The following is a 22,098-nucleotide window of genomic DNA, read 5'->3' on the forward strand; positions in this document are numbered from 1 at the left end:
CCGTTGCGGATGCCGTGCATCTGGTGCTGGCAGGTATCTTCCCCATAATTTCAGAACACTGACAGCCTCATAAAAAGAAAGCAGGTTGACCTGAGCCAACCCGCCCTCTCTTGGTGCCGTACGGTCGGGAAAGTGGCCTCAGTCCTCGCTGTCCTGCTCGGCCTCTTCATCACGCTTTTCAGCACGACGACGACGCTCGGACGGACGACGCTCACTCGCCGGGGCCGGAGCTGCCGCCTCGTCCTCATGCTCCTGACGTTCCCGGCGCTCCTGACGTGTCTGCTCATAATTGCGCTGCCGTTCGGCACGCTCCTGCTGGGCCGCCTGAGCTGCCTGATTCATGGCATTGAGCATACGGAAATAATGCTCGGCATGCTGGAAATAGGCTTCCGCCTGCACCCGGTCCCCGGTACCGGTGGCATCACGACCCAGCTGAAGATATTTTTCGAACAGCTGCTGGGCAGTGCCACGAATGCGCAGATCAGGCCCGTTGCTCTCAAAAACATGGTTCCGGTTCAGAGGAATCTGACCATTATTGCCACGGGATGCTCCTCCACCGCCGCCTGAACGATGATGACGGTTCCTCATTCGCTTCATATTTTCAAACCTGCAATCTTGTCACAATGGCGCCTTCAGCAGCCAATCTGCCGTTTCTTCCCATATTGTCCGAAGAAACATCACTCCCAGAGGAAACGACACTTTACCGCCTGACCGACAGCCATCACCGTAACGCTGTCCATCCCCTGTATCTTCCTGCGGCAATCTATCAGGCATCAGCCCATAAGCCAACTGCTTTCCTAAGAAAAGGCAAGCACCAGGGCACGCTCCACACCTCCCAGGTCCTTCCGGCACTCCAGCACCGCAAGTCCTTCCGCCTCGGCCAGTTCTGTGACAGCATCTGCCTGTCCCATCCCCAGCTCCAGCACGGCACACCCGTTCGGCATAAGCAGATGTGGCAGGCTCCGGCACAGGATGCGATAGGCCACCAAGCCATCATCTCCCCCATCCAGAGCCCGATGCGGTTCATATGCCGCAACATCAGGCATCAGATGGGCCATGTCCGCATGTTCAATATAGGGAGGATTGGACAACACGACATCAAAACGCCCTCCCACCGCAGCAGCCCAGTCTCCCGCCATAAAAGCCACCCGGTCCGACAAGCCATTGCGGCCTGCATTCCGTCGGGCAAGGGCGGCGGCGGCGGGAGCAATATCCACACCCAACCCCCAGGCTCGTGGATATTCACTCAGAGCAGACAGAAGCAGGCAGCCTGTGCCCGTTCCAAGGTCCAGAATGGATCTGACAGACTGACGATCCGGCTTATGGTCCAGCAGCGCTTCCAGCAGGGTCTCACTATCGCCCCGGGGGATCAATGTCTCCGGTGAGACGTGAAAATCCAGTGTCCAGAAGCCCTGCTCCCCGGTAATGAAGGCAACCGGCTCCCGCTGGCTGCGGCGCTGAATGGCACGCTGGAAGCGGTCCACACCCTCGGCCGGAATCTCGTCATGCTGCATCAGCTCCATCCGGGTCCACCCGCAGGCCCAGCAGAGCAGCAAGCGAGCCTCGAATGCTGCCTCTTCAATCCCGGCCTGAAAAAGCCTCTCCCCGGCCTGCTGCAAAAGGTCTATTTTACGCATGAATTTCATTCCCTGACCTGTCGCCTCCCATCATCCAGGAAAACCAGACGATGACCATAGCCCGTTTCCTGCGCTCCCTGCCTGTTTCACTCTGCCTCGGCATCCTGATGCTGCCAGCCGCAAAGGGTGAAACTGTCGGGCCCATGCCGGATGGACCAACGGGGGGCAGTTTCACCGTTCATGACGGACGTGCGCCCGATGAGGTGTCAGAGTCGACACGCCTCTATCTCAATGGTCATCTGGCAGCGACATTCCACCTTGACCTCGCCCATGCTGATGATAGTGCCGTGATCCCTCTGCCTCTGGGCCGTGTTGATATTCCCTATACTCTTTGCGGCACCGTTACCGTCATGCATGATGGCAAGGCCGAAACACGGGACGTGAGTGGAGATGGTGTCCTCCATAATCCGGACGGCCATTATTTCGAAGCCGTGGGTAGCGAAAATTTCCGAGATTTCTTCCTGATGGATGAAAACGATCCGGCTGCTACCGATCACCACAACGGCAACTCCTCCCGCTGCCTCTCCTCCAACAGCTGATCACCCTGCCCAGGGGACTTGTCAGGAACTGCCGATTTCCGCCGCCAGCAGGGCCATCTGCTCATGGTGGGTCAGGGCGCTGACAATCTCGTCAAACTCGCCACCCATGACCTGATCAATCTTGTACAGAGTAAGATTGATGCGGTGATCCGTCACCCGCCCCTGGGGGAAGTTGTAGGTTCTTATCCGTTCAGACCGGTCTCCTGTACCAACCTGGGATCTACGGTCGGCCGCCCTGCTGTCATGCGCCTTCTGCCGTTCCGCCTCATACAGGCGGGCCCGCAGAATCTGCATGGCCTTGGCCTTGTTGCGGTGCTGACTTTTTTCTTCCTGCATGGCCACGACAACACCTGTCGGCAGATGCGTGATACGGACAGCACTCTCCGTCTTGTTCACATGCTGTCCCCCTGCACCGGAGGCCCGGAACACATCAATCCGCAGGTCTTCTTCATTCACCTGCACATCAACCTCTTCCGCTTCCGGCAGCACAGCAACGGTAACGGTAGATGTATGGATGCGTCCCTGGCTTTCTGTCGCCGGGACACGCTGGACACGATGCACGCCGGACTCATATTTGAAACGGGCAAACACGCCTCGCCCTGTAATGGTGGCCATGCCTTCCCGGATGCCAGAAAGCTCACTTTCCGTCAGGGACATGACCTCGAAACGCCAGCCATTGCTCTCGGCAAACCGACGATAGGCCTCGAAGAGTTCTGCCGCAAACAGCGCTGCTTCATCCCCACCGGCAGCGGGGCGGACCTCCAGAATGGCGCTCCGTTCATCAACATCATCCCGAGGCAGAAGCGCCAGCTGCATGGCCTGCTCCAGAGCGGGCATCACGGCCTCGACCTCTTCCAGCTCAAGCTGGGCAAGCTCCTTCATCTCCGGGTCCTGCACCAGAGCCTGCGCCTCTTTCTGACGCTTCTGAGCAGCCTGCCACGCCCGGATGGCTGCCACAGGTTTTTCCATGGCAGCATAGTCCCGGGAAAGACGGACAAACTCGTCTCCACTGGCCTCACCAGAGGCCATCATTGCCTGCATTTCCTCAAAGCGGGCAATGATCTGCTCCAGCTTATGCTCCATAGCCGCACTCATGAGGCTCGGGCACGCTCCAGAATAACAAGGATGTCCGTCACGGGCACTTCTTCCTGTTCCCGTGATGCCAGATGACGCAGCTGCACGACATCCCGTGCCAGATCATCATCCCCCAGGAAGAGCGCATGCGTCGCCCCGGACTGCACAACACGGTCCATGCGTTTCTTCATGTTGCCCCGTGTCTCGATCGAGACAGCCAGACCACCATCCCGCAACGCCCGGGAAATGGAAGCGGCCTTGAGCAGGGCAGCTTCTCCCATCGGCAGGATGGCCACATCACTGACCTCCTCAGCCGGAGCATCAATCAGAGCGGCGAGACGTTCAACACCAGCGGCCCAGCCGATGCAGGGCACGGCAGGGCCGCCCATTTCTTCAACCAGCCCCTCATACCGGCCACCGGCCAGAACGGTCCCCTGCGCACCAAGCTTGTCCGTAACAAACTCGAATACGGTATGGCTGTAATAATCCAGCCCACGAACAATTCGGGGATTCTCCACGAAAGAGACGCCGAAAGCCTTCAGACCAGCCTTCAGCTCCTCCCAGAATGTACGGGATTCCTCATTGAGATAGTCATCAAAAGCTGGTGCATCAGCCAGAAGGGCCCTGTCCTGCTCTGCCTTGCTGTCCAGAATCCGCAGCGGGTTGATTTCAAGCCGTGACCGGCTGTCCTCGGAAAGGCGATCCTCATGCTGGCGGAAATAGGCCACCAGAGCCTCCCGCCATGCCATGCGGCTGGCCTTGTCACCCAGCGTGTTCAGCTCCAGACGCAGATCATCCGCCAGACCAAGCGAGACCAGAAAGTCCCGGGCCATGGCGATGATCTCGGCATCACGGAAGGCACTTTCCGCACCGATCAGCTCCGCACCGATCTGATGGAACTGACGGAAGCGCCCTTTCTGCGGCCGTTCATAGCGGAACATTGGGCCCGTATAGAAAATCTTCTGTGGCAGGGCCTGTGTCAGCGCATTGGAAACCAGTGCACGAGCCACACCCGCCGTTCCCTCCGGACGCAGGGTCAGGCTCTCCCCTCCCCGATCCTCGAACGTATACATTTCCTTGGAAACAACATCCGAGCTTTCCCCCAGAGAGCGGGCAAAAACATGGGTGTCCTCAAAAATGGGGGTGGCCCACTGGCTGAAACCATAACGGCGGAAGACCGTCCTGCCCGTACCAACAACATGCTGGTGGCGACGCATCTCCTCGCCCAGCAGATCCCTCGTCCCCCGTGGCGGCTGAAACCGTGCCATCAGTGCGCTGCCTTCTCGGCCGTTCCGGCCTCAATGGCAGCCACACGGGCTTCCACCAGCTCCACGATATGGTCGATCATGTTCTCAGCCGGCATGGTATGGTCCTGCTTGCCCGCTGCATAGACCATGTGCCGACCAGACCCGCCACCTGTCACACCGATGTCCGTCATCAGCGCCTCACCAGGCCCGTTAACCACACAACCGATGATGGAAAGTGTCAGCGGTGTCTTGATGTGCTGAAGACGGTCCTCCAGCGTCTGGACCGTATCCACCACATTGAAACCCTGACGGGCACAGGACGGACAGGAAATGATCTTCACACCACGGTGACGCAGGCCGAGCGATTTGAGAATGTCCCAGCCCACCAGCACCTCTTCTTCTGGAGGAGCAGAGAGGGAAACGCGCATCGTGTCACCTACACCAGCCCAGAGCAGATTGCCCAGCCCGAGGGCAGACTTCACCGTCCCCGCCCGCTTGGAGCCAGCCTCCGTAATGCCGATATGCAGCGGATGGTCACAGCATTCTGCCAGCTGCTTGTAGGCCGCCACGGCCATGAAAACGTCAGAAGCCTTCACGCTGATCTTGAATTCATGGAAGTCATGATCTTCCAGAATCTTCGCATGTTCCAGCGCACTTTCCACCAGTGCTTCCGGCTTCGGCTCGCCATATTTCTCCAGCAGATGCCGCTCCAGAGACCCAGCATTGACGCCAATACGGATGGAGCAGCCATGATCACGCGCTGCCTTGACGACCTCACGCACACGATCGGCACTGCCAATGTTACCCGGATTGATGCGCAGGCAGGCCGCACCGGCCGCCGCTGCCTCGATAGCCCGTTTGTAATGGAAGTGAATGTCCGCCACGATCGGCGCATTGACTTCTTCCACAATGGTTTTCAGGGCCTTCGTGCTGGCCTCATCGGGACAGGATACACGGACGATATCCACACCGGCCATTTCGGCCTTGCGGATCTGAGCAATCGTTCCTTCGATATCCGTTGTCAGCGTGTTGGTCATGGTCTGCACCGAAACAGGTGCATCGCCACCAACGGCAACATTACCAACATAGATCTTCCGTGATTTACGGCGTTCAATATGCTGATAGGGACGTAAACTGCTCATCAATAACCTCTCCGGGTCCTGACTGGACTGACCCATGATAAACGTGGCCGCCTCATGGACGGTCACAGAATTTTATTGGCTGCGCTTGTCCACCGGTCCCGGCACCTCACCGGCCCCGGTGGCCAGGGAACCGTAACCATAATGGCCCTGCTCCACAGATGCTGCATCGACCGTCACGTTACGGACAACCCTGCCACGCAGCCCTAGGGGAGCGCTTACAACATTCCCCGCCTGAAAAACAACACCCCCGGCATTGCCGCTCGTCACACGATAGGTTTCACCAGCAGTCCCCTGCCAGCTCTCTCCCTTCTTCAGCACACGAACCAGCAGAACCTTGCCAGAGGCATCCGTAACCTGCACCCAGCTGTCTTCCCGGGCCAGTATTGCAACTCTGTCAGCTGCTTCCTGACTCGGAGCAGGAGCCTGCTGCGCTGGCGTCGGCTGCGGGGACTGGGCCTTCGATGTCTCCATGGCAGACGGGGCATTCCCCGTCACACTGTCACCAGAAGACGAACCGGCCTGGTGATCACCCTCATTGCGGGGCACCTCATTACCCGCTGCATCAACAGTAGAAGGCATGGCCGTAGCAGCAGGAGAAACAGCCTCCGGCGCTGGCGGCAGATCAGGCGTATCTTTCGGAGTATCCCCTGCCCCCGTGGCCGCCCCTTGGGCACCAGAAGACAGAACCGGTGCTGTGGGCTGCGCCGTGGCAGACTGCCCGGCTGCTGGAGACGGAACAGTCGGCTGTGTGGCAACAGGCGGTACCGCAGCCGCTGGCGTTTCACCAGTCTCTGCCAGATGGGACGGCAGAACGGACGAAGCCAGCTGCCCATGGGAAGAGAAGTGATACCACCCGGCATATCCCCCGGCGATCACCACCAGACCAACAGCCAACAACACCCAGAGACCGGCTGAACGTCCTTCCTGGGGGCCGGGAAGAACCAGATGGACACTCTGACGTGGCGGCGCAAGAGACGACAGCTCCTGCCTGGCCTGCTGCATGAACTCCTCGCTCTCCATCCCCAGGAGACGGGCATAGCTCTTGATGAAACCAAGGGCATAGACCTTGTCTGGCAGCTCGGCATAACGCCCGCCTTCAATGGCCTGAAGTGTTGCAAGCCTTACCTTCAGGTAAGCCTCGACATCCTCAAGCCTCCAGCCCAACTCTTTGCGTCGGGCCATCAGGCGAGCTCCCAGAGTGGCCGATGACTGACCGGCCATATTCTGCCTTGCTTTATCGTCCATCACGTCACCCCTCTTCCTCATCTGACCAGAGCTCCAGTCCGAACACAGCGCTGTCTGTCCAGTATCCTGCCGTTACCGTGCAACCGCCGCATGGAGGCGTTTCTCACGCTTCTGGAGGGCTTCTACAGCCTGATCCACCAGCGTGGTGATGATATCCGCTACCGGGCGGATCTCCTTGACCATGCCGACAGACTGCCCGGCCATCATGGATCCGTTTTCCACGTCACCTTCAATGACGGCACGGCGCAGAGCCCCAGCCCAGAAATGTTCGATTTCCAGCTGGGCAGCTTCCCGCTCGATCTCTCCTTTGCGAAAACGCTCGATCACATCCGCCTGATGGGTCATGAAATGGCGCGTAGCTGCATTGGCCAAGCCACGCACGGGAATGACAGGAAAGCGCTCATCCAGCTGCACGGACATCACGGCATCACGGGCATTACCCCGACGGAAGGCCTCCTTGAAACGCTCATGGGCGATGCTTTCCCGGGAGGCTGCAAACACTGTCCCGAACTGGCCACCGGCTGCCCCCTGCTCCAGATAGGACAGGACGGCATCACCACGGCCAAGGCCACCCGCAACGAAAACGGGCACTTCCGTGATGTTGGGCAGGATTTCCTGCGCCAGAACATTCAGGGAAACCGGGCCGACATGACCGCCCGCCTCGGATCCCTCAATGACCAGAGCCTCAATCCCCAGCTTCACGAGCCGCTTGCCCAGAGCCAGCGCCGGAGCAAACCCCATGACCCTGGCGCCGCCATCCCGCACCCGGCGGATGGTCGCACCGGTCGGAACACCACCAGCCAGCACGACGTGGGTCACCTTGTGGGCCAGACAGACATCCACCAGCGCATCCAGCTTCGGATGCATGGTGATGAGATTGACGCCAAAAGGCTTGTCTGTCAGCGCCTGCGTGGCAACGATCTCTTCCTCAAGCCGCTCTGGCTCCATCGCACCGCAGGCAATCACACCAAAGCCGCCTGCGTTGGAAATGGCCGATACCAGATTCCGTTCACTGACCCAGGACATGGCCCCGCCCAGAATGGCATACCGACTGCCCAGGAAATCACATCCCGGTTTCCAGAGCTGGTCCAGCGTCTCGCGTGCGTTTGCTTCCCCGCTCATGCCTGTGCTCCCTCGGAGGCATCAAGCCCATAGGCGGTGTGCAGCGCCCGCATGGCCAGCTCCATATATTCTGCATCGATCAGAACGGAAATCTTGATCTCGCTGGTGGAAATGACCTGAATGTTGATCCCTTTCTCGGCGAGTGTCCGGAACATGGTGGTGGCCACGCCCGTATTGGACCGCATCCCCACGCCGACCACGCTGATCTTCACGACATTCTGGGATGTGCTCAACCCGCCAAAACCGATCTCGGCACGCATTGCCTCCAAAATCTGGCAGGCCCGGCTCTCATCCCCCTTGCTGACCGTGAAAGTCATGTTCGTGCTGCGATCCGCACCGATGCTCTGGACGATCATGTCCACATTCAGCCCTGCAGCGGAAAGAGGTTCGAAGATTCTTGCCGCAATGCCCGGCTCGTCAGGTACCTGTCGGATGGTGATCTTCGCATCATCCATGGAATACGCAATACCGGTCACCAGCTTCTTTTCCACGCTTTCGTCCTCATCCACTACAATGGTTCCGCTGCTGTCATCCGTCTCCACAAAAGAGGACAGGACACGCACATGCACCTTTTCCCGCATGGCCAGCCCCACGCTGCGGGTCTGGAGAACCTTGGCACCTACGGATGCCAGCTCCAGCATTTCCTCATAAGTGATCCGCTCGAGACGGCGGGCCTGCTTAACAATCCTTGGGTCGGTCGTGTAAATGCCATCCACATCCGTATAGATATCACACTGGTCCGCCCTGATGGCAGCCGCCAGCGCAACGGCGGACGTATCGGAGCCACCACGGCCCAGTGTTGCAATACGGCCTCTGGCATCCACTCCCTGGAACCCGGCGATCACGGGCACGATACCTTCATCCATGCATTCCCGCAGGGCACGCCCATCTACATCCTCGATGGCGGCGCAGCCATGGGCTTCATCCGTCAGCAAGGGAATCTGCCACCCCTGGAAAGAACGGGCCGGCACACCCAGCGCCCCCAAAGCAATGGCAAGCAGACCGCTCGTCACCTGCTCGCCAGACGCCACAACAGCGTCATATTCCGCCGGATCAGCCTGTGCATCCAGCGAGCGGCAATAATCCACCATCTGGTTGGTCACGCCCGACATGGCAGAGACGACAACCGCAATGCGCTGTCCTCTGGCTCTCTCCTTCCGGACCTTCTCAGCCACGATGCGGATGCGCTCCAGATCCTTGACGGACGTCCCGCCAAATTTCATCACGACCGTGCGGGGCGCAGACCGTGTTACATCATCCGAACAGTCGTGTATGGACATCGGGGAGAAAGCTCCAACAATAAGGCTAGCATCACATAAATATCCGTTCCACATAGCTCTCCTGCCCTTTCGCGTCTAGCCACAACATGGCAGAAAAGCACCATGAAAGCCGGGAGGACCGCCAAGAATGTCTGTTTCATCACCATCATCATCCAACGGAGCAGGTAACGGAACATCATCTGTTATCAATGATGAAATAATTCAGTTCAGTGCACTGGCCAAAGACTGGTGGAACCCGAAAGGACCCATGGCCCCGCTCCATGCCATGAACCCTCTGCGCACCTCCTGGATTGTCCGGCATCTGCCTGCCTCGCTTTTCCATCTCCCCGAACTGCCAACCCTGCTGGATATTGGCTGCGGTGCCGGACTGGCGAGTGAGCGCTTCGCCACGCTTGGTTTTGATACTCTGGGCGTTGATGCCAGCGAAGACGGCATACAGGCCGCCCGGGCACACGTCGCCCTTCACCCCCTGCCGCCGCAGGCCGCCCCCCTGCACTATCTATGCAGCAGTGCCGAAACCCTTCTTGAGGAAGGTCGGCAATTTGACGTGATCTCTGCCCTGGAGATCATTGAACATGTACGGGACCCGCAAGTCTTTCTCTCCCTGCTATCAGGCCTGGCAAAGCCGGGCGGGTATGTCGCCATTTCCACCATGGACCGCAGTCTGCGCTCATTCCTCATGGCCAAGCTGGGGGCGGAATATGTGCTGCGCCTTCTCCCTGTCGGTACCCATGACTGGAAAAAATTCATCCGTCCGACAGAACTGGACAGCATGGCCCGGCAGGTCGGGCTACGCCTGCTGGACCTCAAGGGGCTGTCCTTCCGGCCGCCACACTGGCAGGAGAGCCACGATACCAGCATCAATTACATCGCCCTCTTCCAGAAAGACTGACACTACCAAAAGAAAAGGCGCCACAAACGGGCGCCTTTTCTACTTCACGAGGGAAGAGACCTCTCAGGAATCCGCCACCATGAAGGCAAACGTCGTCGGGCTGCCGACGGCGGTAAAGTGGTTCATGAAGACAGGCTTGCCGGTCTCACGATCCACACGGAAAGCCGTGACGGAGTCAGAGCGCTGGTTGGCACAGAACAGGAATGAGCCGCTCGGGTCGAACATCATGGCACGGCCATAGTCGGCATGCATCCAGACCTCATCCTCCAGCGTCAGCGTGCCATCCATGCCAACGGAGAAGACCGCCAGGGAGTCACCCAGACGGTTGGAAACATAGACAAACCGCCCGCTCTCAGCGATCAGGATTTCCGCAGCCAGCGTGGACCCGCGGAAGTGGGAGGTCACGGTGCTGACGGACTGAATCTGCGTGATGGCGCCTGTCTGCGGATCAAACTTGGACACCACGACCTTGGAGTTCTGCTCACAGAGGTTGTACAGCACACGGCCCGAATGATCGAACACGAAGTGACGGGGAGCAGAACCCGGTTCCATGTCGTAGAACGGCTTCTGTGCCGGGATGAGCTTGCCTGTGGCCAGGTCCAGCTTCCAGACATAGACACGGTCCAGCCCAGCATCATCCACCAGAACGAACGCACCGCTCGGATCGGTCGCAATCATGTGCGGATGGGCACTGGAATGATCGGAAACGGCAAAATTGCCTTCCGGATTGTCTGCCGCCCGTTCCGGCTGCTTCGGCCCGCTATTGTGGACCACATCCGTAGCCTTGCCCAGTGACCCATCAGCATGGATGGGCAGGACAGCCACACTGCCACCCATGTAATTGGCAACGAGCAGATACTTCCCGGATGGATGGACACTCAGATGGGCCGGGACAGCACCACCGGAGCTGACAGTGTTGATCTTGGCCAGTGTCCCATTGCGGGTATCCACGGAGAATGCCGTCACAGAGCCACTGCCAGCCTTGTCGTAATCATTGATCTCGCTGAGAGCGTACAGGAACTTCCGGTTGCGGCTCAACGTAATGAAGGATGGGCTGGGAATGTCCATGAACGTGGCAACCGGTGTCAGAAACCCGGTATCACGGTCCATCTCGAAGACAGAGATTCCCTTGCCGTTACCAGCTCCCCCCGGAGGACCATGCTCCGTATAACCACCAACAAAGCACAGGATACGGGGCAACGGCCCCTTCTGGGCCTGAGCTGCCCGCAGAGGCGACAGGGCCGTGGCGGCCCCGAATCCAGCAAGCGCCAGAGTAAACCGGCGCCGGGAAAGACTCTGTGACATAACGTATTACTCTCCTTCAACTTTGCCCCTACGGGAAGAACGGGCCAACGCTACCAAAAAAGGCCTCTCTCCATAAGAGCCATTCATCATAGGAAGAAAAATGACTGGAAAATCAATCAGTTTATCTTCATGCGGCACTGCCTGCCGATCACCGGGGCCGCAATGCGGCTCCATGTCTGCGTTTCACCAAACAGACTCAGCCCTACATAGCCACGCAGCTTGAGAGTATCTCCCTTCCCCTGCCACATGATCGCCTGGTAGGTCCGCCCGCTCCTCGGGTCCAGAATCGTCCCATGCCACTGTCCATTCTTGCGGCGCTTCATGTTGCTGATGATCTCGAGCCCACATTCCGAACGTCCCCAGACATCCTTTTCCGGCTCGGCCTCCGTATAATCCATGCCCACCAGCCAGCCGCAGAGACGGCTGGCAGCCGACGGACAGGGCGCAATACTGAAAATGCCGTCTTTTTCCTCTACCAGCCATGTCCCGACCAGACTGGATGCCGCCTGAGCCTGCGCACGGGATACCGTGACCATCACACCCCCAGCAAGAACAAGAACAGCGGCGAACAACGCCCTAGCCGCGGCCCAGCAAGGCATCAAGCTGTCCATCCTGCTCCAGCTGCATGAGCTCACTGCACCCTCCTACCGCTTTGCCGCCAATGAAAATCTGCGGCACTGTCGTCCCTCCTCCTGAACGTTCCCGGGCTGTTTCCCGCTCCGCAGAACCACGAGGGGCATGGATTTCCTCAAAGGGAACATCCTTGGACTGAAGCAGGCTGATGGCCCGGACACAGTAAGGGCACCCTGGCTGCGTGTAGATTTCAACTTTTGGCATGTAACAATCCTTTCTGGTCTCAAAGCCGGATGTCATGCCAGTGTCACCCGGGCTGCCACAAGAATATCCACGGAAAGGCAGCCATGCTCAAGCAATGCTTTTACACAGACCTCTGCCGTAGCCCCTGTTGTCAGGATATCATCAACCAGCACGACCCGGCGCCCACGCAGCAAACTCCAGTAACGGGGCCGCAGCGTGACAGCTCCCGCCATCTGCCTCCGCCGCCCCTGCCGGGAGAGCCCTGCGAGAGATGCAGTCCTGAACCGCCGTTGCAGCGCATCTGGATAACAGGCAAGCCCTTCCCGTCGGGCAAGGGCCATGGCCATCAGGGCCGCCTGATTATATCCACGCTGCCACAAACGCCCACGATGCACAGGAACAGGCACAAGCACCACATCCGGTCCTATCAGGTCCCCCCCTGCCCGGGCCATGAAATGGGCCAGAGCTGCAGCATGTTCTGTCCGGCTTCCATATTTCAGTCCCATGACAAGGCTGCGGGCCTGTCCTTCATACAGAAAAGCCGCCCGTGCCCTGTGCCATGGCGGTGGAGACCTTTCACAGTCTGCACAAAGCATCCCACGCTCGGCCATCTCCTCCTGCGTGATGGGCAGGGCACAGGCATCACAGAAGGGAGAATGGACAAACCGGAGCCCAGCAAAACAGCGCCCACACAGAAAGCCACCACCCGATGCCACTTCCTCCCCGCATGAAACGCAATTGGGCGGAATGAGCCAGTCCAGCACATTCCGCCCAAGCCATTTACTTCTGCAAAGCCAGTCCACCTTTTCTCAGAGCACCGCCATCCTCAGAAACGAGATGGCGGTGCTTCCCCCGAGGTCTCAGTGTCCGGCAGCGGCAGCGTCAAAATCCGGCGCCTGAAGCCCAGAGGCCTCCAGCTGACTGACAAACGCCTTCTTCAGGCGAGCCAGCCCCTCATGAGACTGCGCCTCAATACGCCCGACAAGAACCGCCTGCGTATTGGAAGCACGAAGCAGCCACCAGCCATCAGGCGTATTCACACGCACGCCATCCACGGAAGACACATCAGCCCCTTCCTTCTTCAGGCGCTCGGCCACTTCCTTGATGACATCAAACTTGCGGGTGTCATCGCAAGGGAAGCGCAGCTCCGGCGTGTTGACCATCTGTGGCAGGGCCTCCCGCATGTCTGCCAGAGTGCCGGGCAGACGGGCGACGATCCCAAGAACACGGATCGCCCCATAGAGGGCATCATCGAATCCATACCACTTATCGGCAAAAAAGATATGCCCGGACATCTCACCCGCCAGAGGGGACGACGTCTCGGCCATCTTGCTCTTGATGAGGGAATGCCCGGTCCGCCACATCAGAGGCTCACCACCAGCCTTGCCGACTTCATCAAACAGCACCTGACTGGCCTTGACGTCTGCAATAATGGTCGCTCCCGGGTGTTTCTTCAGCACGTCACGGGCCAGCAGAACGAGAATCTGATCCCCCCAGAGAATCTCTCCCTTGCCATCCACGACGCCAACCCGGTCGGCATCGCCATCAAAGGCCACGCCAATATCCGCTTTTTTCTCACGGACGGTCCTGATCAGATCCTGCAGGTTCCCCTCGACGGTCGGGTCTGGATGATGATTTGGAAAGGTCCCATCAATTTCAGGGTACAGGACCGTATGCTCACCAGGCAGCTTCTTCACCAGGCGGGTCAGCACCTCACCAGCAGCGGAGTTGCCATTGTCCCACACGACCTTCAGCGGCCGCTCCCCGTCATAATCCTTGAGAAGACGCTCAATATAGGCTTCAGAAGGATCAATCGTCTCGACCTTCCCTTCTGCCTTGGGCACGACGTCACCCGCTGCGGCCAGACGGCCAACCTCACGGATCTGCTCGCCAAAAAACGGCTTGCCCTTCAGCATCATCTTGAAGCCGTTATGATCCGGTGGATTGTGGCTGCCCGTCACCATGATGGCACCGTCAGACTCCCCCGTGACAGCCGCATAATACAGCATCGGGGTCGGCCCACGCCCGACACGGCGCACCGTCACACCGGAATCCACGGCACCACGGACCAGTGCCTCCTCCAGTTCCGGCGATGACAGGCGGCCATCATAACCCACCGTCACCACGCTCCCACCGTCCCGGCGGATCATGCTCGCAAAAACACGGCCCAGCGCATAGGCATCCTCGGCATGAAGGGTTTTCCCCACAATGCCGCGAATGTCGTATTCCCGCAGGCTGGTCGGCTCAAAATGATGCTTGAATCCCGTCATGAGCTCACATCCTCTCAGGCATATTTCTTCAGGAAGGCACGCACGTCATCTTCCAGGTCTTCACGCTGGAGCGCCAGAGCAACCTGAGCCTCGAGGAAGCCCAGCTTGCTGCCACAGTCAAACCGCGTGCCTTCATAACGCAGACCATGGAACGGCACCTTGCCGATCATCTCGGCCATGGCATCCGTCAGCTGCACTTCACCACCCACGCCGGTTTTCAGAGCGGACAGTGGCTTGAGCACGTCAGCTGTCAGGACATACCGGCCAATGATGGCAAGATTGGAAGGAGCATCTGCCGGAGCGGGCTTTTCAACCAGTCCCTTGACCTCAACCTTGCGCCCATCATCCTCGCCAATTTTCAGAATACCGTAGCGGTCCGTCCACTCCCGGGGGACCTCATCCACAGCAACCACATTTCCCCCTGTCTGATGGTAGACATCAGCCAGCTGGGCCACACAGCTGCGCCCACCCTGAACGATATCATCCGGCAGAAGAATGGCGAACGGGTCATTCCCGATGAAGTTGCGGGCGCACCAGATGGCATGACCAAGCCCCAGAGGATTCTGCTGGCGCACAGCCACCAGTGAACCAGCCTCCACACTGCTGCTTTCCAGAGCCTTGATGGCGGACGTCTTTTTCCGCTCTTTCAGGGTACTTTCAAGCTCGTAGGCAATATCAAAATAATCAATCAGATTGTCCTTGCCACGGGCCGTAACCAGACAGAACTCCTCAATGCCGGCAGCACGGGCCTCATCAATAGCGTACTGGATAAGTGGTTTGTCCACGACGGGCAGCATTTCTTTTGGCATGGCCTTTGTTGCTGGCAGGAAGCGTGTCCCCAGACCTGCAACAGGCAGAACGGCTTTTTTCAATGGCTTGATCATCTCAGCTCTCTCTCGGTCTGTCTGCCCTGCCTTCCATCATCCGACAGAGCACTCATCCATCAATCTCGGCATAAGGCGGCTGCTCACAGGTAAACAGGCCGCCACGCAAGATGTAACCTAAAGTACATCTTCGATACAGGGGCCATCCCGATGCCAACAATCAGTTTTTCATGAAAAAGACGTAACACGGTGGAACCCATGTTACGGACCATATCCTCAAATTGCAGAAGAAATATGGTGCGGCCGAGAAGACTCGAACTTCCACGGGGTTTCCCCCACAAGCACCTCAAGCTTGCGCGTCTACCATTCCGCCACGGCCGCTCCGTGATCAGCAGTCCCGTTTTCCCTCGTCTGAGGCGTGACCGCTTCGGTGAAATGGCCTATAGCCCATCAAAACAGGGAGGGCAATGGTCATGACACGGTTTTATAAAGAAATTATCTGGCAGGCGGATAAAAAAACCTGCCCATATCCCGAAGCCCTGTCCTTCATGCGCCAGCAGGTGGAGGCCATCCACCATCAGCAGGCCCCCCAACGTATCTGGCTGACAGAACACCCCCCCCTCTATACCGCCGGGACCTCTGCCAAGGCTGAAGACCTCATCAACTCTCAGGGCTATCCAACGTTCGAAGCCGGACGGGGTGGCCAGTGGACCTATCACGGTCCCGGACAACGCATCGCCTATGTCATGCTGGACCTCACGCAGCCGCACGCCCCCCTCCCCGCACGGGACATACGGGCCTTCGTCCAGCTGCTGGAACGCTGGCTCATCATGAGCCTTCAGGAGCTGGGAATTGACGCCTTCACCCGGGAAGGCCGTATCGGCGTCTGGTGTTTCGATAGGGAAAGCGGGCTGGAAACCAAGATCGCCGCTCTGGGAATCCGTGTCACACGCTGGGTCAGCTGGCACGGAATTTCACTGAATGTCTCGCCACGACTCAGTGACTTTGACGGGATCATCCCCTGCGGCATCCGGGACTATGGCGTGACCAGCCTGCAACGCTTCAACCCAGCCCTACAGATGGAAGATGCCGACAGGGCCCTGCTGAAAAGCTGGACGGCCCTGTTCGGCCCTGTGATCCATCCAGCTGCTACTCCGGCAGACTGAAGCTGCTTTCGGAAACAGGCTGGTTCTCCTGCACGTCGAACAGGGAGAGACCAAAATGATGGTGACGGGCATCCACCCCCTGTATGCCAACAAGGGTCAGATGGCCACGCACGTCAGAAAACTGGAGGGTCAGCAGCCCCTGGGAAGGATTGTCAGCCTCTGCCACGGAAAGCTGGAGCGATTCTGTCCCACGGGAGACATTCGTCACCTGAACATCCCTGTCAAAACTGACAGGATGACGGAGCAGAAGTCCGAGCGGATTCCGCTTGAGAGAGAGGTGCGTCACGGCACCATTATCAGCATTCCGGAGGACAAACCGACCATCACGGGCCACGGCCCTCATGGCATGAGGAACCTCATACACCATCTCGAACCGTCCGGGCACATAGGTGAAATGTCCATCCCCCTGCTGCTGGGCCGGGCCATCCTGCACAAATGACGCCTGGAGGGACGACAACCCGTTGAGATAGGTCTCCACCCGACGGATATCGTGCCTGTCATTCGTGACAAGATGATCATAGCCTGATGTGGCGCACCCCGTGAGACCAGAAACAGCCAACGGAGCCGCCACCATGCCGGCCCAGAACAGCAGGCTGCCTGCCATCATGCGCTTCATGGCTGGCTCTCCCCTTCCAGAGACAGGGAGAGGGCATGAAGGCCCGTCTGGAACTCTCCAGCCAGCAGGTCATTCACAAGCCTGTGTCGGGCCAGGGTCTTCATCCCGTCAAACCGGCGGCTGACGACATGCAGATGATAATGCGTCTCGCCCACCTGCTCCGGCCCCCGGCTTTCCTGGGCCTGGGTACGCATGGCTGCATGATGCCGGTGGCGTGCACTGTCATCCCGTATCTCCAGTATGGACGGGCTCAGGGCCTCCTCCAGTACTGCCCTCATGCGGTCGACTCTTTTCATCGGTTTTCTTCCACGCTCATCCACGGAGTTACAGGTTCCATCTGTCCTGCCCATAACAGGAATCTTTCCCCACCAGGAAAAGGATGCTTGCATCCATGCCAGACCTCTCCCCATATCGTCCATCATGCAATGCAAACCATCCAGACACAAAGCCTTCGCACCGGACCCGGACGCCCCCCAGCAATGCTGCGACCACCCGGACTGTGACAGGCCGGCAGGGTACCGGGCCCCCCGGGGGCGGGACAACCTGCGCAGCTATTACTGGTTCTGCCTGGAGCATGTCCGCCAGTACAATGCCAGCTGGGACTATTACCGGGGCATGACGCCAGGGCAGATCGAACGCCACCTGCGGGAAGATACCTCCTGGCAGCGCCCTTCATGGAAGATGGGCACGCCAGGCAACGATTCGGCACGGGCTTCCTTCACACTGGATGATCTGCATGACCCTCTGGACATCCTGAACCGGCACCGTCGCCCTTCCCGGGCAACCGAAACGAGACGGCAGGCCCCGCCAGCCCTACGTGAGCCCCTGGCCCAGCTTGATCTTGAATGGCCGACCACGCTTGAAATCATCAAGACCCGCTACCGTGTCCTGGCCCGCCGTTATCACCCTGATGCCAACAGGGACGACCCAAGAGCGGAAGAACGCTTCAAGGTCATCGGAACGGCCTACGCCACATTGCGGGACCATTTTGCCAACAGCACTGAGCAGGCAACAGCCGGAGCCGGATAGCTGCCTTGCCTTCCCTGCATCTTTTCATGACCGGGTGATTGTGTAATCGTACCTGTAGAGTCCTTAATAGGATAGACACTCATTCGGTCTTCCATGTACCACCCTACTTAGTGACAGGAATCATGTCATGGCTCTCCCTTCAGCACAGTCCCTCTCCGAGACACTGCCCCAGACACCTGACAGCCTGAAATCCGCCCGGGAGCTGTTTGGGCTCGACCTTGATCTCGAAGTCCCTGTCTGGTCACAGAAGACGGACCATGTCCCCGAGATCGACTCCGCCTACCAGTTCGACCGGGATACGACCCGGGCCATTCTGGCCGGTTTCATGCATAACCGCCGTGTTCTGGTGCAGGGCTTTCACGGGACCGGAAAATCCTCCCATATCGACCAGATCGCCGCACGGCTGAACTGGCCCTGCGTCCGCATCAATCTCGATAGTCACATCTCCCGCATCGACCTCATCGGCAAGGACGCCATCACGCTGGAAGATGGCAAGCAGGTCACGGAATTCCGTGAAGGTCTGCTGCCATGGTGTCTCCAGAATCCATGCAGCCTGATCTTTGACGAATATGATGCCGGACGGCCCGACGTGATGTTCGTCATCCAGCGCGTGCTGGAAGCCAACGGGGCCCTGACCCTGCTGGACCAGAACCGCGTCATCCACCCACATCCGTCTTTCCGCCTTTTCGCCACGGCCAACACGGTCGGGCTGGGCGATACAACAGGGCTGTATCACGGCACCCAGCAGATCAACCAGGGCCAGATGGACCGCTGGAACATTGTCACCTCCCTGAATTACCTGCCCAAGGAACAGGAAATCCGCATCATCAAGGCCAAGATGGGCGATGCTCTGGAGGAGACCCTCATCGGCCAGATGGTGGAACTGGCCGACCTGAGCCGTGCCGGTTTCATGAACGGAGACATCTCCACCGTCATCTCCCCCCGGACGGTCCTCTCCTGGGCAGAAAACATCACGATCTTCAATGATGTTCCCTTCGCGTTCCGCCTGAGTTTCCTCAACAAATGTGATGAAGCCGAACGCAGCATCGTGGCTGAATATTATCAGCGCTGCTTCAACGCCTCGCCGCTGGGTTAAGTCTCATGTCCGATCCGCACGAACTCTTCCGCAAGGCAACTTTTGCCACGCAGCGCGCCCTGAGTGGTCATCAGGATGTTCCCATGACACCCGCTCTGGCTTCTCTGGAGCGTGCGGCTCTCACTCCCGAGGACAAGACTTATATCCGGGGGGCCACCGATGCCGTGGCCCTGCGCCAGCGGCACCACGACCCGGAAAAACGCATCACCATCCCCGATGCCCAGACCCAGACCATCACCGATGGCATGGAGCAGGCCCGTTGTGAGGTCTATGGGGCCCGCCACATGGCCGGGGTGCAGGCCAATCTGGAAGACTATCTGGGGCGGCGGCTTCATGCCCTCAACAGCGCAAAAATGATTGTGCAGGACGACATGCCCATGCCGCTCGCACTGGAACTGCTGACACGGGAGGCCCTCTCTGGCCGCAAACTGCCGGAAAGCATGACCGGGCCGGCATTGGCCGCATGGCGCCAGTCCCTTACCCCCAGGGCCCGTGAGGCTCTGGCCCGTCTGGCTGACGTGCAGAACGACCAGACACTCTTCAATGAAGCCTCCCAGCGTTTCGTGCATGTTCTTACCTTGAAGGAGACAGGCGAGGCCGAAGAAGAGCCGGACCCTTCAAAATCCCGTGGGCAGAGCCAGGACGACCAGACAGAAAGTGGCGAATCCTCTGCCCCTGACCCGGACGGGCAGGAAGAAGAAGACAGCACGGCTGAAGATGCCCAGGCAGCCCTGAGCGACGATTCCGACGAATCAGCAAACCCGGAAGGTCTGTCCTCTGATGAGATGGAAACCATCCTGACAGAGGGTGAAAATGGATACGAACAGCCAGCAGGTCCTTCTGCCCAGCCGGAAGAGGAACGGCCCTGTCCCATAAAGGGGCTTGGGGGCTATCAGGCCTATACGCAGGAATTTGACGAAGAGGTCCATGCGAGCGATCTCTGCGACCCGGCCGAGCTGGACCTGCTCCGTGAAAGACTGGATGAGCAGCTCCAGCAGACGCAAGGTTTTGTTTCCCGTCTGGCCCATCGACTGCAACGGAAGCTGCTGGCCCAGCAGCAGCGTCGCTGGCATTTCGATCAGGAAGACGGCATCCTTGATGCAGCCCGTCTGCCCCGCATCATCAGCAACCCCTCCCTGCCACTCTCCTACAAGCAGGAAGGCAAGATCGACTTCCGGGACACGACCGTCACACTGCTGATCGACAATTCAGGCTCCATGCGGGGCCGTCCCATCACGACAGCGGCCATCTGTGGGGACATTCTGGCCCGCACGCTGGAACGTTGCGGCATCAAGGTCGAGGTTCTCGGGTTCACCACACGGACATGGAAGGGCGGAGAAAGCCGTGTGAAATGGACACAGGACAGCAGGCCACCAAAACCGGGACGGTTGAATGATCTACGCCATATCATCTACAAATCGGCAGACACGCCATGGCGGCGGGCACGCCGCAACATCGGCCTCATGCTGCGGGAAGGCCTGCTGAAAGAGAACATCGATGGCGAGGCCCTTCTCTGGGCATGGAAACGCCTGAAACACCGTCCGGAACATCGTCGCATCCTCATGGTGATTTCCGATGGCGCACCAGTCGATGACAGTACCTCCTCCGCCAATGGGCCAGAATATCTGGACCTGCATCTGCACCGCGTCATCCATCAGCTGGAAAATGATCCATCCGGGGAACTGCTGGCCATTGGCATCGGTCATGACGTCACACGATATTACGCCAACAGCGTAACCATCAGTTCAGCCGAAGACCTGGGGGACACCATGGTAGCCCAGCTGACAGCCCTTTTTGCCCCACGCTCTGCCCGGCAGGGACGGAGAGGATAATTTTCCTCTCCCCCATTGTCAGGCGCCCCGGACTCCGCCACTCTCAAAAACATCATGCGACATCATCCTGCCCGTCTTTTCCGCACGCTGGCCGCAGCAGCCGGCCTCTCCCTGCTGGCATTGAGCAGCCAGTCCCTCCTGCCCACGGCAGCGGCCGATACGCTGCCGCACCTTTCGGCGGACTGTTTTACCTACTCTCCCGGCCAGGTCATCAGGACCGGCCATGGCGTAACCATCCAGGGCATGAAAGCCGAGCTGACAGGCACGCAGCACCGCATCTCGGTCGTCTCCGCCACGGCTGTTGACCATAAACAGAAAATGGATGAGGCCGCCCTGACCCGCCTCAATGCGGCGGTCGCCTATGCTGCCCTGACAGCCTATCACCGTGGCATGACGGATGTCTGCTCCACACAGCCTCTGCCCGAAGTGGAAGAGGTGAAAAACACCCTGCCAGAACTGCACTGGAGCGGCATCACCATGACCCGGCCAGACCGGGTCTCCACCGCCAGCTCGGCACATGTGAATGTCCTCAGCACCACACCGACCATTCATGTCGTGTTTGATGCCAGTGGTCTTCATTCCCCCGGCGCCATCCTGCTGCCACCGACCCTGTCTGGCGATGTCAGCTTCACACCAGCAGCCCAGCCCCCCTATCATCTGACCATCAACAGGTTCCAGACCGTCATCAACGGCAGCGATGTGACTGGAACGGGCACGGTCGTGGCAGGTGAAGGAACAAAAAACCTCAAGGCGGATGTTCACCTTTCCATTGGGCGGATCGGCGAAATGATCGATCGGGTCAACAGGGTAGCCCCGACAGAACTCAAAGCCGCCCTGCTCATTGCCCGCTTCATGAGCGCCAGAGAACCCGACCACCATGTTGGCTGGCACATCGTCGTGAAGAATGGCACCGTCAAGGTCAATGGTGTCGAACTTCCCATCCCCTTCTGATGCCACAGCGCCCCG

23 protein-coding genes and 1 tRNA gene are annotated in these 22,098 nt (G+C 59.0%); 7 read left to right on the plus strand and 17 right to left on the minus strand.

The features are described 5' to 3' along the window. Positions 1 to 138: 138 nt before the first annotated feature. A complete protein-coding gene (locus J8Z04_RS02695) occupies positions 139 to 597 on the minus strand; it encodes a DUF4167 domain-containing protein (protein ID WP_043559964.1) in 459 nt (152 codons plus the stop codon). Positions 598 to 797: 200 nt separating this feature from the next. Beyond that, positions 798 to 1,637, minus strand: a complete 840-nt coding sequence (prmC, locus tag J8Z04_RS02700) for a peptide chain release factor N(5)-glutamine methyltransferase (RefSeq protein WP_154981401.1) — start codon at positions 1,635 to 1,637, stop codon at positions 798 to 800. A 50-nt stretch (positions 1,638 to 1,687) separates the two neighbouring features. On the opposite strand from prmC, the gene J8Z04_RS02705 reads away from it, so the two are divergent. Continuing rightward, a complete protein-coding gene (locus J8Z04_RS02705) occupies positions 1,688 to 2,176 on the plus strand; it encodes a hypothetical protein (protein ID WP_232086336.1) in 489 nt (162 codons plus the stop codon). Between the two features lie 21 nt (positions 2,177 to 2,197). On the opposite strand, the gene prfA is transcribed toward J8Z04_RS02705, so the two are convergent. The 6 genes from prfA to J8Z04_RS02735 form a co-directional block, all read right to left on the minus strand. Continuing rightward, positions 2,198 to 3,271 carry a peptide chain release factor 1 gene (gene prfA / locus J8Z04_RS02710; RefSeq protein WP_192848245.1) on the minus strand — a complete coding sequence of 358 codons (1,074 nt, stop codon included), beginning with the start codon at positions 3,269 to 3,271 and terminating at the stop codon, positions 2,198 to 2,200. Then, complete coding sequence (hisS, locus tag J8Z04_RS02715; RefSeq protein ID WP_086441698.1) at positions 3,268 to 4,518, minus strand: histidine--tRNA ligase; 1,251 nt, start codon at positions 4,516 to 4,518, stop codon at positions 3,268 to 3,270. The genes prfA and hisS overlap by 4 nt, the downstream gene beginning before the upstream one ends. Then, the gene (gene ispG / locus J8Z04_RS02720; RefSeq protein WP_043559955.1) at positions 4,518 to 5,639 is read right to left on the minus strand and encodes a flavodoxin-dependent (E)-4-hydroxy-3-methylbut-2-enyl-diphosphate synthase; all 1,122 of its coding nucleotides are present in this window, start codon (positions 5,637 to 5,639) and stop codon (positions 4,518 to 4,520) included. Before ispG ends, hisS begins: the two co-directional genes overlap by 1 nt. Positions 5,640 to 5,711: 72 nt before the next feature. Next, complete coding sequence (locus tag J8Z04_RS02725; protein WP_232086362.1) at positions 5,712 to 6,884, minus strand: helix-turn-helix domain-containing protein; 1,173 nt, start codon at positions 6,882 to 6,884, stop codon at positions 5,712 to 5,714. A 72-nt stretch (positions 6,885 to 6,956) separates the two neighbouring features. Next, positions 6,957 to 8,006 (minus strand): NAD(P)H-dependent flavin oxidoreductase, encoded by a 1,050-nt coding sequence (locus J8Z04_RS02730; protein ID WP_043559951.1) that lies wholly within the window; start codon positions 8,004 to 8,006, stop codon positions 6,957 to 6,959. Continuing rightward, positions 8,003 to 9,286 carry an aspartate kinase gene (locus J8Z04_RS02735; RefSeq protein ID WP_043559949.1) on the minus strand — a complete coding sequence of 428 codons (1,284 nt, stop codon included), beginning with the start codon at positions 9,284 to 9,286 and terminating at the stop codon, positions 8,003 to 8,005. The genes J8Z04_RS02730 and J8Z04_RS02735 overlap by 4 nt, the downstream gene beginning before the upstream one ends. 127 nt (positions 9,287 to 9,413) lie before the next feature. Between J8Z04_RS02735 and ubiG the strand changes: the two genes are divergently transcribed. Next, a complete protein-coding gene (ubiG, locus tag J8Z04_RS02740; protein ID WP_043559948.1) occupies positions 9,414 to 10,178 on the plus strand; it encodes a bifunctional 2-polyprenyl-6-hydroxyphenol methylase/3-demethylubiquinol 3-O-methyltransferase UbiG in 765 nt (254 codons plus the stop codon). Between the two features lie 63 nt (positions 10,179 to 10,241). Here ubiG and J8Z04_RS02745 read toward each other — a convergent pair whose 3' ends face one another. The 7 genes from J8Z04_RS02745 to J8Z04_RS02775 all read right to left on the minus strand — a co-directional run bounded on the left by J8Z04_RS02745 (position 10,242) and on the right by J8Z04_RS02775 (position 15,774). After that, entirely contained in the window at positions 10,242 to 11,483 is a 1,242-nt protein-coding gene (locus J8Z04_RS02745; RefSeq protein ID WP_212125563.1) for a lactonase family protein, read from the minus strand. Positions 11,484 to 11,599: 116 nt separating this feature from the next. After that, positions 11,600 to 12,082 (minus strand): DUF2147 domain-containing protein, encoded by a 483-nt coding sequence (locus J8Z04_RS02750; protein ID WP_192848247.1) that lies wholly within the window; start codon positions 12,080 to 12,082, stop codon positions 11,600 to 11,602. Next, complete coding sequence (grxC, locus tag J8Z04_RS02755; protein ID WP_081563490.1) at positions 12,060 to 12,320, minus strand: glutaredoxin 3; 261 nt, start codon at positions 12,318 to 12,320, stop codon at positions 12,060 to 12,062. Before grxC ends, J8Z04_RS02750 begins: the two co-directional genes overlap by 23 nt. A 32-nt stretch (positions 12,321 to 12,352) precedes the next feature. Further along, positions 12,353 to 13,102, minus strand: a complete 750-nt coding sequence (locus J8Z04_RS02760) for a ComF family protein (RefSeq protein WP_086431446.1) — start codon at positions 13,100 to 13,102, stop codon at positions 12,353 to 12,355. Positions 13,103 to 13,159: 57 nt separating this feature from the next. Next, on the minus strand, positions 13,160 to 14,569 hold the full coding sequence (pgmG, locus tag J8Z04_RS02765) for a phosphoglucomutase/phosphomannomutase PgmG (protein ID WP_043559940.1): 1,410 nt from the start codon (positions 14,567 to 14,569) through the stop codon (positions 13,160 to 13,162). A gap of 14 nt (positions 14,570 to 14,583) precedes the next feature. Then, complete coding sequence (gene galU / locus J8Z04_RS02770; protein ID WP_043559938.1) at positions 14,584 to 15,453, minus strand: UTP--glucose-1-phosphate uridylyltransferase GalU; 870 nt, start codon at positions 15,451 to 15,453, stop codon at positions 14,584 to 14,586. A 235-nt stretch (positions 15,454 to 15,688) separates the two neighbouring features. Beyond that, positions 15,689 to 15,774: transfer RNA gene (locus tag J8Z04_RS02775), tRNA-Leu, on the minus strand. 92 nt (positions 15,775 to 15,866) lie between these two features. Between J8Z04_RS02775 and lipB the strand changes: the two genes are divergently transcribed. After that, positions 15,867 to 16,559 carry a lipoyl(octanoyl) transferase LipB gene (gene lipB / locus J8Z04_RS02780; RefSeq protein ID WP_192848248.1) on the plus strand — a complete coding sequence of 231 codons (693 nt, stop codon included), beginning with the start codon at positions 15,867 to 15,869 and terminating at the stop codon, positions 16,557 to 16,559. Here lipB and J8Z04_RS02785 read toward each other — a convergent pair. Beyond that, on the minus strand, positions 16,543 to 17,175 hold the full coding sequence (locus J8Z04_RS02785; protein WP_227449710.1) for a LolA family protein: 633 nt from the start codon (positions 17,173 to 17,175) through the stop codon (positions 16,543 to 16,545). The genes lipB and J8Z04_RS02785 overlap by 17 nt on opposite strands. Next, positions 17,172 to 17,453 (minus strand): BolA family protein, encoded by a 282-nt coding sequence (locus J8Z04_RS02790; protein ID WP_227431452.1) that lies wholly within the window; start codon positions 17,451 to 17,453, stop codon positions 17,172 to 17,174. The genes J8Z04_RS02785 and J8Z04_RS02790 overlap by 4 nt, the downstream gene beginning before the upstream one ends. Positions 17,454 to 17,595: 142 nt before the next feature. Between J8Z04_RS02790 and J8Z04_RS02795 the strand changes: the two genes are divergently transcribed. The 4 genes from J8Z04_RS02795 (at position 17,596) to J8Z04_RS02810 (ending at position 22,083) form a co-directional block, all read left to right on the plus strand. Continuing rightward, entirely contained in the window at positions 17,596 to 18,204 is a 609-nt protein-coding gene (locus tag J8Z04_RS02795) for a J domain-containing protein (RefSeq protein WP_043561138.1), read from the plus strand. Between the two features lie 127 nt (positions 18,205 to 18,331). Beyond that, positions 18,332 to 19,300 carry an AAA family ATPase gene (locus J8Z04_RS02800; protein ID WP_043559934.1) on the plus strand — a complete coding sequence of 323 codons (969 nt, stop codon included), beginning with the start codon at positions 18,332 to 18,334 and terminating at the stop codon, positions 19,298 to 19,300. 5 nt (positions 19,301 to 19,305) lie between these two features. Then, on the plus strand, positions 19,306 to 21,132 hold the full coding sequence (locus tag J8Z04_RS02805) for a cobaltochelatase CobT-related protein (RefSeq protein ID WP_192848249.1): 1,827 nt from the start codon (positions 19,306 to 19,308) through the stop codon (positions 21,130 to 21,132). Between the two features lie 54 nt (positions 21,133 to 21,186). After that, on the plus strand, positions 21,187 to 22,083 hold the full coding sequence (locus J8Z04_RS02810; protein WP_192848250.1) for a hypothetical protein: 897 nt from the start codon (positions 21,187 to 21,189) through the stop codon (positions 22,081 to 22,083). Positions 22,084 to 22,098 lie beyond the last annotated feature (15 nt).

It is taken from the genome of Bombella apis (assembly GCF_018221685.1).
GTDB lineage: Bacteria > Pseudomonadota > Alphaproteobacteria > Acetobacterales > Acetobacteraceae > Bombella > Bombella apis.